This window comes from Algiphilus sp. (assembly GCF_023145115.1).
Classification (GTDB): Bacteria; Pseudomonadota; Gammaproteobacteria; order Nevskiales; family Nevskiaceae; genus Algiphilus.
The window spans coordinates 70,371-86,013 of the sequence record NZ_JAGLEJ010000002.1 but is presented as its reverse complement, the minus strand read 5'-3'; the positions used below and the strand labels follow the sequence as shown (position 1 = coordinate 86,013).

9 protein-coding genes are annotated in these 15,643 nt (G+C 69.9%); 3 read left to right on the top strand and 6 right to left on the bottom strand.

Features of this window, described 5'->3' with window-relative positions:
• Positions 1-57 precede the first annotated feature (57 nt).
• Positions 58-1,410 (bottom strand): DEAD/DEAH box helicase, encoded by a 1,353-nt coding sequence (locus KAH28_RS01015; protein ID WP_290573940.1) that lies wholly within the window; start codon positions 1,408-1,410, stop codon positions 58-60.
• Between the two features lie 258 nt (positions 1,411-1,668).
• On the opposite strand from KAH28_RS01015, the gene KAH28_RS01010 reads away from it, so the two are divergent.
• The gene (locus KAH28_RS01010) at positions 1,669-3,270 is read left to right on the top strand and encodes a BCCT family transporter (RefSeq protein WP_290573939.1); all 1,602 of its coding nucleotides are present in this window, start codon (positions 1,669-1,671) and stop codon (positions 3,268-3,270) included.
• 142 nt (positions 3,271-3,412) lie between these two features.
• Here the strand turns inward: KAH28_RS01010 and KAH28_RS01005 are convergent, their stop codons facing one another.
• The 4 genes from KAH28_RS01005 to KAH28_RS00990 all read right to left on the bottom strand — a co-directional run bounded on the left by KAH28_RS01005 (position 3,413) and on the right by KAH28_RS00990 (position 9,982).
• Positions 3,413-5,245 carry an ATP-binding cassette domain-containing protein gene (locus KAH28_RS01005; protein ID WP_290573938.1) on the bottom strand — a complete coding sequence of 611 codons (1,833 nt, stop codon included), beginning with the start codon at positions 5,243-5,245 and terminating at the stop codon, positions 3,413-3,415.
• 165 nt (positions 5,246-5,410) lie between these two features.
• A complete protein-coding gene (locus KAH28_RS01000) occupies positions 5,411-7,258 on the bottom strand; it encodes an ATP-binding cassette domain-containing protein (protein WP_290573937.1) in 1,848 nt (615 codons plus the stop codon).
• A 272-nt stretch (positions 7,259-7,530) separates the two neighbouring features.
• Positions 7,531-9,279 carry a SulP family inorganic anion transporter gene (sulP, locus tag KAH28_RS00995; RefSeq protein WP_290573936.1) on the bottom strand — a complete coding sequence of 583 codons (1,749 nt, stop codon included), beginning with the start codon at positions 9,277-9,279 and terminating at the stop codon, positions 7,531-7,533.
• A 7-nt stretch (positions 9,280-9,286) separates the two neighbouring features.
• Positions 9,287-9,982, bottom strand: coding sequence for an MBL fold metallo-hydrolase (locus tag KAH28_RS00990; protein WP_290573935.1), 696 nt, complete (start codon positions 9,980-9,982; stop codon positions 9,287-9,289).
• A gap of 96 nt (positions 9,983-10,078) precedes the next feature.
• Between KAH28_RS00990 and KAH28_RS00985 the strand changes: the two genes are divergently transcribed.
• Positions 10,079-11,329 carry an FAD/NAD(P)-binding oxidoreductase gene (locus KAH28_RS00985; protein ID WP_290573934.1) on the top strand — a complete coding sequence of 417 codons (1,251 nt, stop codon included), beginning with the start codon at positions 10,079-10,081 and terminating at the stop codon, positions 11,327-11,329.
• A gap of 283 nt (positions 11,330-11,612) precedes the next feature.
• Positions 11,613-15,032 (top strand): NahK/ErcS family hybrid sensor histidine kinase/response regulator, encoded by a 3,420-nt coding sequence (locus KAH28_RS00980; protein WP_290573933.1) that lies wholly within the window; start codon positions 11,613-11,615, stop codon positions 15,030-15,032.
• Here the strand turns inward: KAH28_RS00980 and KAH28_RS00975 are convergent.
• A complete protein-coding gene (locus KAH28_RS00975; RefSeq protein WP_290573932.1) occupies positions 14,965-15,642 on the bottom strand; it encodes a response regulator transcription factor in 678 nt (225 codons plus the stop codon). The genes KAH28_RS00980 and KAH28_RS00975 overlap by 68 nt on opposite strands.
• Position 15,643 lies beyond the last annotated feature (1 nt).

The window sequence follows — 15,643 nt, the reverse complement described above, 5'->3', positions numbered from 1 at the left end:
GCGGGAAACGGAATTCCGTGATTTTACAACACGGCTCCCGCCCGCCGCCCCAGCGGGTCAGCCCTGCCCGCGCCCTCCGCCCTGCCGCCGGCCGCCCGAGCGTGCGCGCGGCTTCTGCCCGCCGCCGTCGCGGCGCTGCCCGCCACGCCCGCTCTTCCGGGCGGCGCCGGGCTTGCCCTGATTGCCGCGCGACCGCGGCTTGCTGCCGCTTCCGGGCCGCGGGGCCGCCTTCTTGCCCGCGCCCGGCGCCGGCTGCTCGGCCGGCGCCGAGGCCGGTGGCGCGAACCCGGCGACGTCGTAGGCCGGCAGCTTCCGCCCCAGATGGCGCTCGACCCGCTGCAGGTGCTCGACGTCCTCGGGCGTGACCAGGGCGATGGCGACGCCGGTCGCCCCCGCGCGGGCCGTGCGGCCGATGCGATGAACGTAGTCCTCGGGCACGTTCGGCAGATCGAAGTTGATGACGCTGGGCAGCAGCGGCACGTCGATGCCGCGGCCGGCGACGTCGGTCGCCACCAGCACGCGCGTGGTGCCGCCGCGGAAGGCGTCCAGCACGCGGGTACGCGCGCCCTGCGACTTGCCGCCATGCAGCGGCGCCGCCGGGATGCCGTCGGCGCTGAGCTGTCGCGCCACCTTGTCGGCGCCGTGCTTGGTGCGCGCGAAGACCAGCACGCGATCCCACTCGGGATGCTGCCCGATCAGCCAGGCGAGCAGCGCGCGCTTGTGCGCACGCGGCACGCGAATGCTGTGCTGGGCGACGCCTTCCGATGCCGGCATCTCCGGCGTGATGCTGACCTCGGCCGGCTCGCGCAGGAAGCGCTCGGCGAGCGCGCGCACGTCGTCGGCGAAGGTGGCGGAGAACAGCATGGTCTGGCGCACTTCGGGCAGCAGCTTGAGAATGCGCCGGAGGTCGTGGATGAAACCCATGTCGAGCATGCGGTCGGCCTCGTCGAGGACCACGTGCCGGACCGCGGAGAGCTTGACGGCACCCTGGGCATGCAGATCGAGCAGCCGGCCCGGCGTGGCAACGAGCAGGTCGATGCCGCGCGCCAGCGCCTGACTCTGCGGCCGCGGGCTGACCCCGCCGAAGACGGCGAGGTTGCGCACGTTGAGGCCGGCGCCGCTGGCCCGCGCCGACGCGGCGATCTGCGCGGCCAGCTCGCGGGTCGGCGCCAGCACCAGCGCACGCGGCGTGCGGGCGCCCGATGGCGCCGGCTCGCTGGAAAGCCGCTGCAGCAACGGCAGCACGAATGCCGCGGTCTTGCCGGTACCGGTCTGCGCGCAGGCGATGAGATCGCGCCCGGCGAGGATCTCGGGGATGGCGCGGGCCTGGATGGGCGTCGGGGCGGTATATCCGGCCTCGGCGCAGTTGCGCGTCAGCGCAGCGCCCAGACCGAGGGAGGAAAACGGCATGCGGAGCCCCGGCGCGCGGCGCGCCAGCGGGATGGAGGGCCGCGCACTATACGCGCCCGCGCGCGCCACGCCCAGCGTGCGGTACGACCGCCGCCGAAGCGGTGTAGAGCCACCAACTTGGTAACGGGCCGTTCAGGTGCGATATGGTGGCCGCGGCGGCCCGGGGGAGACGGGGCCGCGAGGGATCCATGGGAGCTTGAGTCCAGCCGGCTCGATTCGCCGATGGTGGCCGGCTGACGGAACAACGAGGAGAGAACGATGAGCGAAGACGTGGCAGAGAAGGTGCCGGACAATCCCGATGTCGACTACGAGATCGGGCAGGACAACATCCAGATCTTCGGTCTGGATATCCACAATCCGGTATTCGCGGTTTCCGGCGGCATTATCGTGCTGTTCGTGATCTACGCGATGCTGTTCAGCACGCACGCGGAGCACATGCTCGGCGACCTCCGGCCGTGGATCACGTCCACGTTCGACTGGGTGTTCATGGGGGCGGGCAACATCTTCGTGCTCTTCTGCCTGTTCCTGCTGGTATCGCCCTGGGGCAGGATCCGGCTGGGCGGACCCGATGCGGTCCCCGACTACGGATACGGGGGATGGTTCGCGATGCTGTTCGCGGCCGGCATGGGCATCGGCCTGATGTTCTTCGGCGTCCTGGAGCCGATGTACCACTTCCAGAACCCGCCGCTGGGCGTCGACCCGGCCGATACCCAGCGCGCGGTGGCCGCCGGCATGGCCGGCACCATCTTCCACTGGGGGCTTCACCCGTGGGCGATCTACGCGGTGGTGGCGCTGGCGCTGGCCTTCTTCACCTTCAACCGCGGCCTGCCGCTGACCATCCGCTCGGCCTTCTACCCGCTGCTCGGCAACCGGGTCTGGGGCTGGCCGGGGGACCTCATCGACATCCTCGCCGTCTTCGCCACCCTGTTCGGGCTGGCCACCTCGCTGGGGCTCGGCGCACAGCAGGCGGGCGCCGGTCTGAACTACCTGTTCGACACGCCCGAGGGCGTGCTCACGCAGGTCGTCCTGATCATCGGCATCACCACGGTGGCGCTGATCTCGGTCATGCGCGGTCTCGATGGCGGCGTCAAGCGCCTCAGCGAGATCAACATGGTGCTGGCGCTGGTGCTGCTGATCTTCGTGATCGCCGTCGGCGGCGCACTGGAGGTGTTCACCGGCTTCTTCGGCGCGGCCGCGGCCTACGCCCGCGAGATCGTGCCGCTGAGCAATCCGATCGGACGCGAGGACACCGACTTCATGCACGGCTGGACCACGTTCTACTGGGCCTGGTGGATCTCGTGGTCGCCCTTCGTCGGCATGTTCATCGCGCGCGTGTCGCGCGGCCGCACGGTGCGCGAGTTCGTGACCTGCGTGCTGCTGGTGCCGACCGTGGTGTCGATCCTGTGGATGACCGCCTTCGGCGGCACCGCCGTGCGCCAGTACCTGAACACCGGCTACGAGGGCGTGGCCAAGACAGTGAGCGACTACACCCCGGAGCTGTCGCTGTTCGCGATGCTGGAAGCGTTGCCGCTGACCGCGGTGACCAGCTTCATCGGCATCGTGCTGGTGATCGTGTTCTTCGTGACGTCCTCGGACTCGGGCTCGCTGGTCATCGACACCATCACCGCCGGCGGCAAGCTCGACGCCCCGGTCGCGCAGCGCGTGTTCTGGTGCACCTTCGAGGGTCTGGTGGCGATCGCGCTGCTGGTCGGCGGCGGCCTCGCCTCGCTGCAGGCGGCGGCCATCACCACCGGCCTGCCCTTCGCCATCGTGCTGCTCATCCTGACCTTCTCGGTCGCGCTCGGCTTGCGCAACGAGCTGCGCGAACAGAAGGCCGGTACCGCACCCACGCAGACCTGACGATGATGGCCGACCCGCTTCCCCGTCCTTCGGGGAAGCGGGTCGGCTCCGGGGTCCCGGTCCCGGCGCGCATCCGCCATCGACACCGCTGCCCCCTGCCCGCCGTCGCGGGCGCTCATCGGGGCGTTGCGATGGCGCGCCGCTACCCTTCGAGCGCTTCCCAGCGCGCGTAGGCCGCTTCCAGCTCCTCCGCGATGGCGCCGAGCCGCTGCTGCGTGGTCGCCGCGCGCTCGGGATCGTCGCGGTAGAGGGCGCCGTCGGCCAGCAGCAGTCCGAGTTCGGCCTGTTCGGCCTCGAGTGCTTCGATCCGCCGCGTCAGCCTGCGGACTTCGCGATCCTGTTCGGGCTTGCGCGGCGCCGATGCCGCCTTCTTCGACGCCCGGGCCGATGCCGGCGCGGTGCGCGCGCACTGGCGCTGCCAGTCGCTGTAACCACCGACCACGTCCTCGACGCGGCCACCTCCCGTGAAGACGAAGCTGCGCGTGGCAACGTTGTCGATGAAGGCACGATCGTGGCTGACCACCAGCACGGTGCCCTGGTACTCGATGAGCCGTTCCTCGAGCAGGTCCAGCGTCTCGACATCGAGATCGTTGGTGGGCTCGTCCAGCACCAGCATGTTGGAGGGTCTGGCGAAGAGCTGAGCGAGCAGCACGCGGCTGGTCTCGCCGCCGGAGAGCGACTTGACGGGACTGCGCGCGCGATCGGGAGTGAACAGGAAATCCTGCAGATAGCCGATGACGTGCTTGCGCCCCCCGGCCAGCTCGACGAAGTCACGCCCCTCGCCGATGTTGTCCGCGACCGAGCGCTCCGGATCCAGACCGGCGCGCAACTGATCGAAATAGGCGGTCTCCAGCTTCGTGCCGAGACGGATGCGGCCCGACTGCGGCTCGATCTGTCCCAGCAGCAACCGGAGCAGCGTGGTCTTGCCGACGCCGTTGGGGCCGATGAGACCGATCTTCTCGCCGCGCAGGATGGTCGCGGTGAAGTCGCGCACCACCGACTGCTTCTCCCAGGCGAAGGCGACGTTCTCGGCCTCCACCACCAGCTTGCCGGAACGCTCGGCCTCCGAGACGCTGATCCGCGCCCCACCCTGACGCTCGCGGCGCTGCGCCGCCTCTGCGCGCATCGCCTGCAGCGCGCGCACCCGGCCCTCGTTGCGGGTGCGCCGCGCCTGGATGCCCTTGCGGATCCAGACCTCCTCCTCGGCAAGCTTCTTGTCGAAGCGCGCGCGCTCGGCTTCCTCGGCGGCCAGCGCCTCGGCCTTGCGGGCGAGATAGGTGTCGTAGTCTCCTGGCCAGCTGGTCAGGTGGCCACGGTCCAGCTCGACGATGCGCGTGGCCAGCCGTCGCAGGAAGGCTCGGTCGTGGGTGATGAAGATCAGCGTCCCGGGCCATTCGAGGAGGAAGTCCTCCATCCAGCGGATGGCGTCGATGTCGAGATGATTGGTGGGCTCGTCGAGCAGCAGCAGGTCCGGCTCGGTGACCAGCGCGCGCGCCAGCGCCACCCGCCGGCGCTGTCCGCCCGAGAGCCGGTCGCAGCGCGCATCGCCGTCGAGGTCCATGCGCGACAGCACCGTTGCCACGCGGTTGTCGAGGGTCCAGCCGTCGGCCGCCTCCACGGCGGCCTGGGCCCGGGCCAGGGCATCGAGATCGTCCGGCTCCTCGCTGATCAGGCGGTGATACTCGGCCACGGCGCGGCCGGCCTCGCCCAGCCCCTCGGCCACCACCGTGTAGACCGGCTTGGGCTCGCGAGCGGGCAGACTCTGCTCCAGCCGGGCCACGCGCAGGCTGCCCTGATGCCGGATCTCGCCGCTGTCGACCGCCACTTCGCCGGCGAGCACCTTCAGGAGGGTCGACTTGCCGGTGCCGTTGCGGCCGACCAGGCAGACGCGCTCGCCCCGCTCGATGGCGAGGTCGACGCCGTCGAGGATCGCGGTGGTGCCGAAGAATAACTCGAGTTGCTGGGCCTGAAGCATGGGAGGTCTGGATGTGGGAAAGAGACTGGAACCACAGATTTCACAGATTGCACCGATTATTTTCGGTTCTGGTGTGCGCTGGCGAAGCCAGCGCCACCAGCAAAAAAATCCCGAAAATCTATGTAATCTGTGGCTAACCCGCTTTTGACGCCAGCTCTCGGCGCGTCACCCGGATTCGAGCGTCTCGGCAGCCTCCAGCCAGAGCGCCTCGACCTCGGCGAGGCTGGCGCGCAGCTCGCTGCGCTCGCGCTCGAGACGGGCGATCTTCTGCTTCTGGCTGCCGTCGTAGAGCGCGGGATCGGCGAGCTCGGCCTCGATCGCCTGCAGCTTCTGGTTCTGGCGTTCCATGTCGCGCTCGAGCCGCCGTACGGTCGCGCGCAGGGACTTGGTCTCCTGCGCGCTGCGCGCGGGCTTGCTGCCGCCGTCGCCGGCACCGTCGCGGCTGTCGCTGGAGAGCAGCCAGCGTGCGTAGTCGTCGAGATCGCCGTCGAAGGGGCGGCATCCGCCACCCGCCACCAGCCACAGCCGGTCGCAGGTCGTGCCCACCAGATGGCGGTCGTGGGTGACCAGCACCATGGCACCCTCGAAGCTGAGCAGCGCTTCCTCCAGCGCCGAGCGCATGTCCATGTCGAGATGGTTGGTGGGCTCGTCCAGCAGCAGCAGGTTGGGTTGCTGGTAGACCAGCATCGCCAGGCCGAGGCGCGCCTTCTCGCCGCCCGAGAGCGGTGCAATGGGCTGGAAGACACGGTCGCCCTGGAAGTGGAAGCGCCCCAGCCAGTTGCGCAACGGCTGATCGCGCGCCTCGGGATCGAGCCGCTGCATCAGCAGCATCGGCGACGCCCGGGGGTCGAGCGCATCGACCTGGTGCTGGTCGAAATAGCCCACGCGCAGTCCGGGTGCCCGCATGAGCTGGCCGGAGGCGGGCTGCAGCCGCCCGCCCATGAGCTTGACCAGGGTCGACTTGCCGGCACCATTGCGACCGAGCAGACCGACGCGGTCGCCCGGCTCCAGTCCGAGCTTGAGATCGCGCAGCACCGTGGTGTCGCCGTAGGCCGCGCGCGCGCCGTCCATGCGCAGCAGGGGCGACGGCACGCTGTCCGCCTTCGGAAAGCTGAAGCGGAACTCGGCCTCGGCGCGCACCGGCGCCACCTGCTGCATGCGCTCCATCGCCTTGAGGCGGGACTGCGCCTGCCGCGCCTTGGTGGCCTGGGCGCGGAAGCGGTCGACGAAGGCCTGCATGTGCGCCAGCTGGGCCTGCTGCTTGGCGTGCTGCGCGGCCTGCTGGGCGAGATGCTCGGCGCGCTGGCGCTCGAAGCTGGAGAAGTTGCCGTCGTACAGGGTGACCGCCCCGTTGCCGATGTGCAGCGTGTGATCGGTAACGGCGTCGAGGAAGTCGCGATCGTGCGAGACCACCACCAGCGTGCCCTGGAAGTGGCGCAGCCATTCCTGCACCCAGAGCACGGCATCCAGATCGAGGTGGTTGGTCGGCTCGTCGAGCAGCATGAGATCGGCGCGGCGCATCAGTGCCTGCGCCAGATTCAGGCGCATGCGCCAGCCGCCCGAGAACGCCGAGACCGGCGCTTCCTGCACGGCGGTGTCGAACCCGAGTCCGTCGAGCAGCCGTGCCGCACGCGAGCGCGCGGCGTAGCCGCCGATGGCATGCAGGCGCTCGTGGATGCGGCCGATGGCCTCGCCGTCGCCGGCGGCATTGGCCGGCTCCAGCTCGGCCTCCAGCCGGCGCAGCTCGACGTCGCCATCCAGCGCGTAGTCCAGTGCCGACTGCGCCAGCGCCGGCGTTTCCTGCGCCACGGTGGCGATGTCGATCCCGCGCTGCAGGCTCAGATCGCCCTGATCGGGGCTGATCCGGCCCAGCATCATCTCGAACAGGCTCGACTTGCCGCAGCCGTTGCGCCCGACGAGCCCCACGCGCCAGCCCGCGTGCAGGGTAAAGCCGGCATCGGAGAACAGGACGTGCTCGCCGCGACGGAGCGTGAGGTGGGAGGCGGTGATCATGGCGCGCGCAGTGTACCGGCACGCCCGCGGTACGGGCGATCGACCGAGGGCCGTACTTCCGTAGGTCCCATCGCGCCACGCGGGCGCCCTGACAATACAACCGCACAATGCGGTGACAGTATATCAATATCGGGGCGGCGTCTCGATGCAAGCACGCGGAGACAACGCCGGAACACGGACGGGCGACCGGTCCATCCGGCTGAAACGAATACGCTGACCCCGCCCGACACCCGCAGTGTCACCGCTTCCCGATCTTGCGGACCGGGTTTCCCTCAGCCGTCCATCCCCGCATTCGCCCCCGGATCGCCCGGGCCCGTTCCGGGCGCCAGCGCCTCCACGGCAGCCTGCGCGGAAAGGTGCACGCGCCCGGAACCGAGCATGGCGGGGAGCGCGCTGCGGTTGAGCTGATCCTGTACCGGCCCCTTCACTTCCGCGAGATGCAGGTGAATGCCCAGCCTCGCGAGCTCGTCGTTGAGATGCTCCAGCATCTCGACGCCGCTGGCATCGACCGCGTTGACACCCGAGAGCACCAGCACGACATCGCGCAACGCGTGATCATGATGCGACACCAGCGCCTGCAGCGTGTCGTGCACGCGGGGGCTGCTGGCGAAGTAGAGCGACTCGTCGACGCGCACGATCAGCAGATGCGGCCAGGTCTCGACCACGTGGCGATGGATGTTGCGGAAGTGCTCGGTGTCCGGAACCCGGCCGATGACCGCGATGTGGGGCCGGCTGGTGCGGTACAGGAAAACCGCCAGCGCACAGGCCACGCCCAGCACCAGCCCGGCCTCGATGCCCAGCGCCAGCACACCCGCGATGGTGATCGCCTGGGCGGCGCCGTCGCCGCGGTCGAAGCGCCAGGTGCGCACCACGGACCCGAGATCGATGAGCTGCCATACCGCCACCACGATGATGGCCGACAGCACCGCGTAGGGCAGCGGCGCCAGCGCGCCGCCGAAGAACAGCGTGATGAGCAGTACCCAGCCGGCGGTCACGAGGGCGGCAAGCTGGCTGCGCGCGCCGGCGTCGAAGTTCACCATCGAGCGCGAGAAGCCGCCCGCCGCCGGCATCGCGCCGGAGAACGCCGCGGCGATGTTGGCGCCGCCCAGACCGACCAGCTCGCGGTCGGCGTCCACGGCCTCGCGCCGGCGCAGGGCCAGCGTGCGCGCAACCGATACGCTCTCGACATAGCCCACCAGCGCGATCAGAACGGCCGACGGCAGCAGTTGCCACCAGCCGGGCAGCCACCAGCCGGTGATCGAGAACCCCGGCAGATCGCCGGCTATCCGGCCGACCGTCCGGACGCCGGCCTCGTCCGCGCCGGTGAATGCGGAGATCGCCGTGGCGCCGATGACGATCGCCAGGGGCGCCAGACGGGCGACCATGCCGGCGCGCGCCTCCGGCATGCCCATGCCGGTCAGGGCGGCCACGAGTGGACGGCGCGCCAGGATCAGCAGTACCAGGCTGCCGACGCCGTAGAGCAGTGTCGGAGCATGGCCCTGATCCATACCGGCCGCGAGTTGACGGAGTTCGGCGGCGAAGTGCAGCCCGTCGGGTGTGTCGATTCCGGAAAGCCCGGCGAGCTGGGTGCCGATGATGAAGATCGCCGCACCGGTGACGAAGCCGGAAAGCACCGGGTGACTGACGAAATGCGTCAGCCAGCCCAGGCGCAGTGCCGCCATCGCCAGCAACACCCCGCCGCTGAGCGCCGCGAGCAGGACCGCACCCGCCACGTAGCGCGCGGCATCGTCACCGGCCCAGCCATGCAGCGCCGCAGCAACCATGGCCGCCGCCACTGCCACCGGACCGACCGCCAGGGTCCGGCTGCTGCCGAGCAGCGCGTACACCACCGGCGGCAGGATGCTCGCGTACAGCCCCATTTCCGGCGGCAGCCCCGCCAGCAGCGCATACGCCAGCGCCTGTGGCACGAGCAGCACCGCAGTGATGCTGCCCGCCAGCAGATCGTCGCCCGCGCGCGCCGGGGTGAGCGCGCGCAGGTCGTCGAGCAGCGTCAGGCGCACGGGCGGATCAGGCCTGTCCGCAGGCGAGGTTGGCAGGGATCGCTACATCCATCATCTTCGGGTCGGGGAGGTCGAGTCCGTTCATGATGGCGATGTACTCCGCTTCCGTCTTGCCCGCAAGTCGCGGGTTGTGCTGGCGCTCCTCGCCGATGCTCGAGGCGGTCCACCCCTTGTAGTCGTGCGCCGGCCAGACCAGGGCATCGTCGGGCAGCCGGAACAGCTTGTTGACGATGGAATCCCAGCTGCGATGCGGATCCCCGCCCTGGAAGTCGGTTCGACCGGTGCCGCGGATGAGCAGGACATCGCCGGTGAAGACGCCGCGCGGATCGTCCGGGTCGAGCACGAAGCTGAACGACTCGTTGGTGTGGCCGGGGGTATAGAGCGCGCGCAGGCGCACGCCATCCACATCGATGAGATCGTTCTCGCGCACGTGATCGGAAACGCACTCGGCCCGGGTGAACTCGCCCATGAGCGTGACGCAGCCGGTCGCATCGCGCAGGTCGCCCAGCGCCGTGACGTGATCGGCGTGGGTGTGGGTGTCGATGGCGCGCACGAGCTTGAGGTCGAGCTGCTCGATGGCGGTGAGGTACTGCGCCGCCTGCTCCTTGACCGGATCGATGATCAGACCCTCGCGGCCGACGCCGGAAGCGAGCAGGTAGGTATAGGTACTGGATGCGGGATCGAAGAACTGGCGGAAGAGCATGTCGGGGACTCCGTGGGGCATGCGTGCATTATATTCCATTATTGATATATTGTTATTCCACTAATGATAGTCTGCCCCCATCGCCCCGAGGTCGCCATGAATACTCCTCCCTCCCACGTCGTCGTCATCATCGGCGGCGGCGCCGCCGGCATGACCGTGGCCGCGCTGCTGAAGCGGGCGCGCCCCGATCTCGACATCGCGCTCGTCGAGCCCAGTGACACGCACTACTATCAACCGGCATGGACGCTGGTCGGCGGCGGTGCCTACGACATCGCCGCAACCGGGCGGCCGATGGCCGACTTGGTGCCCGAGGGCGTGCGCTGGCTGCAGCAGCGCGCGGTCGCCGTCGACCCCGAGGCGCGGACGGTGGCGCTCGCCGACGGCACCCGCGTCGGATACGGCTGGCTGGTGGTCGCTGCCGGCATCCGGATCGACTGGGACGCCATCCCCGGGCTGCAGGAGAGCCTCGGCCGCAACGGCGTGACCAGCAACTACCGCGTGGATATGGCGCCGTACACCTGGGCGTGCATCCAGCGCTTCAGCGGCGGACGCGCCCTGTTCACGCAGCCGCAGATGCCCATCAAGTGCGCGGGCGCACCCCAGAAGGCCATGTACCTTGCCGCCGACCATCTCCGTCGCAATGCGGTTCCGGCCGACATCCGCTTCGCACTGCCCGGTCAGGCGATGTTCGGCGTGCCCTTCTATGCCCGAGCGCTCGATGAAGTGGTGGCCCACTACGGCATCGCACCGATGTTCGGGCACGAGCTGATCGCGGTGGACGGCGACGCACGACGGGCTCGCTTCCGGGTCACCGAGGGCGAGAGCACCCGCGAGACCGATCTCGCGTTCGACATGCTCCACGTGGTACCGCCCCAGTCGGCACCGGCCTTCCTGCGCGAGAGCGCGCTGGCCGACGCCGGTGGCTGGGTCGATGTCGACCGCCAAACCCTGCGCCACGTGCGCTACCCGCAGGTCTTCGCGCTGGGGGACTGCAGCAATACGCCCAACAGCAAGACGGCGGCGGCGGTGCGTGCGCAGGCCCCGGTACTGGCGGCCAACCTGCTTTCCGCCATGGAGGACCGCGATGCGGTCGAGCACTACGACGGGTATGCCTCCTGTCCGCTCACCACGTCGAAGGGGCGTGTGCTGCTCGCGGAATTCGGCTACGACGGGCGCCTGATGCCCAGCTTCCCGCTCGACCCGCGGCGCCCACGCAAGGCCTACTGGTGGCTCAAGCGCAGCTACCTGCCGCGGCTCTACTGGGCCATGCTGCGCGGCAACCTGGGTCCCGACTGGCACCGGGAGCGCAGTTTCGGAGATGCCCTGCCCGGATCGCTGAGGCCCTGATTCAGCGGCCATTCCGCGACGACGCGAAAAAATTCGCCTGCGCGTGGAACTCATTCCTGTCCCACGCGTCAGATGGGTTGATAGGCGCATAGCCCATCACGTGTCTCTCCAGACTCCGGAAGCTGTTCTCCCCGCTGGAAGCAGTCCGGTTCCCCCGCCCTCCCCCCGGGCGGGGATTTTTTTGCGCATTGCACGCCCGCCCCGGGGGATCGCTAGACTGGGTCGAACGGGCGGCCGGCCCACGAGCTGACGCCGCCATCCGGAGGGGACCGGGGAGCGCCGCGTGTTCACGTCCTGGCAGCTGCTGACTCTGGCCGGCATCTATGTCGGCGCGCTGTTCGTCATCGCGTGGGTGGCGGACCATCGGGCGCGCACCCGCCCGCGCCGCCAGCGCCCCTGGGCCTACGCGCTGGCACTCGCGGTCTACTGCACGGCGTGGACCTTCTACGGTGCCGTCGGACGAGCGGCCGACGACGGCTGGAGCTATCTCCCGATCTACCTGGGGCCGGCACTGGTCTTCGTGCTCGGCATGCCGCTGCTGCGCCGCCTCATCCGCATGTGCAAGACCGCACAGCTGACTTCGGTGGCCGACTTCATCGGCGCCCGCTTCGGCAACGATGCGCGCCTGGCCGCCGGTGCCACCCTGATCGCGCTGCTCGCCGGACTGCCCTACCTCGCGCTGCAGCTGCGCGGGATCTCGCTGGGCTTCGAGGTGCTGGCCAGTGACGGCGGCACCATGGGCGACGGTCTGCACGGCGTCACCCTGATCACCATCCTGCTGGCGGTGTTCGCGATGCTGTTCGGCACGCGCCACATCGCCAGCACCGAGAGCCACCACGGCATGGTGCTGGCGGTCGCGGTCGAGTCGCTGCTGAAGCTGCTCGCCTTCATCACCGTGGGCATCTTCGCCGTCTGGCGCCTGGGCGGCATCGGCGGCAGCGTGGAGGCGGTCTCGGCGCTGAGCGCGGTCGACATCGCCCAGTTCACGGCACCGCCGTTCTGGGTACAGACGGTGCTGGCCGGGGCGGCGGTGATCGTGCTGCCGCGGCAGTTCCACCTCATGGTCGTGGAGAACACCGGCGAGCGCGAAGTGCGCCGGGCACGCTGGCTGTTCCCGCTCTACCTGCTGGTGTTCGCCGGCTTCGTCCTGCCGCTGGCGGCGGCGGGCGTCGCGCTCGGCGACGTGGATGCGGACCGCTTCGTGCTCGCGCTGCCGCAGGCGGGCGACGCGCCGGCGATTGCGTTGCTGGCCTTCCTGGGGGGATTCTCGGCCGCCACCGGCATGGTGATCGTGTCCTGCGTGGCACTCGCGACCATGCTCAGCAACGAGCTGATCCTGCCCGCGATGCTGCGCGGCCGCGGCTACCAGCGCGCCGAGCAGAACCTGGGTGCCCTGCTGCTGCGCACGCGACGCCTGACCATCGTGGCGCTGCTGCTCGCCGCATGGCTCATCGACCGCCTGATGCTGACCCAGCTGCCGCTGGCCCTCATCGGCCTGCTCAGCTTCAGCGCCATCGCCCACCTCGCTCCTCCGGTGGTAGCGGGCGTGCTCTGGCCGCGCGCCAACCGCAACGGCGCCGTCGCGGGACTGGTGGGCGGCATGTCCGTCTGGATCGTGACCACGCTGCTGCCGTCCACGATCCCTGCCACGGCCACCGAAGTGGTGGCCCAGGACATCATCGTCAGCGGCAGCGCGTGGAGCCTGGCGGTGCACGTGGCGCTGCTGGTCATCGGCTCGCTGTTCGGTGCACCGACACTGACCGAGCAGGCCCATACCGCGCGCCTGATGGGGCTGCGCGAGCCCGAATCGAGCGGCGCGCGCAGCGGCAGCATCAGCATCAGCGATCTGGTGGTGCTGCTGGAGCGCTTCTTCGGCACCGAGCGCACACGCGCCTTCATCGCCGAGTACGGTGAGCGCCGCGAAGCACCGTGGCGCATGCGCGGCAGTGCCGACGCCGAGTTCATCCGCTTCTGCGAAAGCTGTCTGGCGAGCGCGCTGGGCGCTTCGTCGGCCCGCGTGCTCATCGAGCGCCTGCGCCACCCCGGCACCGGCGAGGTCATCGACATCATCGAGCAGACCTCGCGCGCGGTGCGCTTCAACCGCGATCTGCTCCACGCCACCCTGGATCACATGGACCAGGGCGTGAGCGTGGTCGACCGCGACCTGCGCCTGACCGCGTGGAACGACGCCTACGCCAAGCTCTTCGACTATCCCGACGACCTGCTGCGCGAAGGTACGCCGGTGGAGAAGCTGGTGCGCCACAATGCCGAGCGCGGCCTGCTCGGCGACACGCCGGAGGACGCCGCCGTGAAGCGCCGGCTCGCGCATCTCCAGCACGGCACGCCGTACCGCCACGAGCGCCGCATGCCGGACGGCCGGGTCATCGAGATCGCCGGCAACCCGATGCCGGGCGGCGGCTTCGTCAGTACCTTCTCGGACATTACCGCCTACAAGCGCGCCGAATCGATCTTGCAGCGCGTCAACGAGGAGCTCGAGCAGCGGGTTGCGGACCGCACCCGCGAGCTGACGGACGCGGAAGCGGATGCCCACCGCGCCCGCCAGGAGGCCGAGGCCGCCAACCTCTCCAAGACCCGTTTCCTGGCCGCGACCACGCACGATCTGGCGCAGCCGCTCAACGCCGCACGCCTGTTCAATCACGCCCTGGAGCAGGCCGAGGACGGCGAGACGCGCGGCGCCGCCCGCAACATCGGCCGCTCGCTGGCGGCCATGGAACAGCTGCTGGAGGGCCTCTCCGACATATCGCGACTGGATGCCGGCGCCCAGAAGACCGATATCCGCGCCTTTCCGGTGCAGACCCTGCTCGACACCCTGGCCACGGAATGCCGCGCCATCGCCGAGGAGCGCGGCCTGGTGCTGCGCACCGTTCCGTGCTCGGCCTGGATCCGCAGCGATGAAGTGCTGCTCCGGCGCATCATCCAGAACCTGCTGACCAACGCCCTGCGCTATACCGGTCGCGGCCGCGTGCTGCTGGGATGTCGCCGACGGGGCGGCGCCCTGATCATCGAAGTATGGGATACCGGTCCCGGCATCCCGGCGGACAAGCGACGCGAGATATTCGAGGAATTCCGCCGCCTGCATCCGCACGAACCCCATGCCGAGCGCGGGCTCGGCCTCGGCCTGGCGATCAGCGAACGCATCGCGCGGCTGCTCGGTCACGAGCTGTCGCTGGACTCGCGCATGGGCAGCGGCTCGGTATTCCGGGTGCACGTCGACCGCGCGGCCACCGCCGCAATCCCCGATGTCCCATCGCGGCCACGCACGGTCGCGCACGATTTCCAGGGCGCGACCGTGCTGTGCGTCGACAACGACCCCGACACGCTCGCCGCGACGGCGGCCCTGCTCGCGCGCTGGGGATGCAGCGTGCACACCGCCGCGGACGGCGATCAGGCTCTTGCGGCGTGCCCGACGGCGCCCGACGCCGTGCTGATCGACTATCACCTGGACGACACCACCGGTGATGCGGTGATGGAGCGCCTGCGCCGCTACTGGCAGTGCGCGCCACCCGCCGCGCTGGTCACCGCCGACCACTCGGCCGCCGCGCGCGAAGCCGCCACGCAGGTCGAGATGCGCTTCCTCGCCAAACCGGTCAAGCCGGCGGCCCTGCGGGCGCTGCTCAGCCGGATGCTGCCGGCGCGTCGGCCGCGACCCGCGGCGGATGGATCTGCAGCCGCTCGGCAATGACCGCGGCCTGGGTACGACTGTACAGACCGAGCTTGCGCAGGATGGCGGTGACGTGCGCCTTGACGGTGGCCTCCGAGACATCGAGTTCGTAGGCGATCTGCTTGTTGAGCAGACCGCCGGCGATCATCATCAGCACGCGGAACTGCTGCGGCGTCAAGCTGGCGAGACGCTCGGCGAGCTCGATGTCCCCGCCGTCGCTGTCCTCGTCGTCGCTTTCGGGAAACCAGAGATTGCCGTCACGCACCGCTGCCACGGCCTCGGCGATGACCTCCAGATTGGCGGACTTCGGAATGAAGCCCGACGCTCCGAAGTCGGCGGCACGCCGGACGACATCGGCGCCCTCGGCGGCGGAGACCACGATCACCGGCACGCTCGGATGATGACCGCGCAGGAAGACCAGCGACGAGAAGCCGTGCGCACCCGGCATGTGCAGATCGAGCAGCACGAGATCGGCCTCCGGGCATGCATCCACCGCCGACTCCAGCGCGGCCATGTCCTGCGCCTCGACCACCGCTGCTTCGGGCAGCAGCCGTCCCACCGTCTCGCGCAGGGCGGCGCGGAACAGCGGATGGTCGTCGGCGACGATGACCGTGGCGGCCGCCGTGCTCATG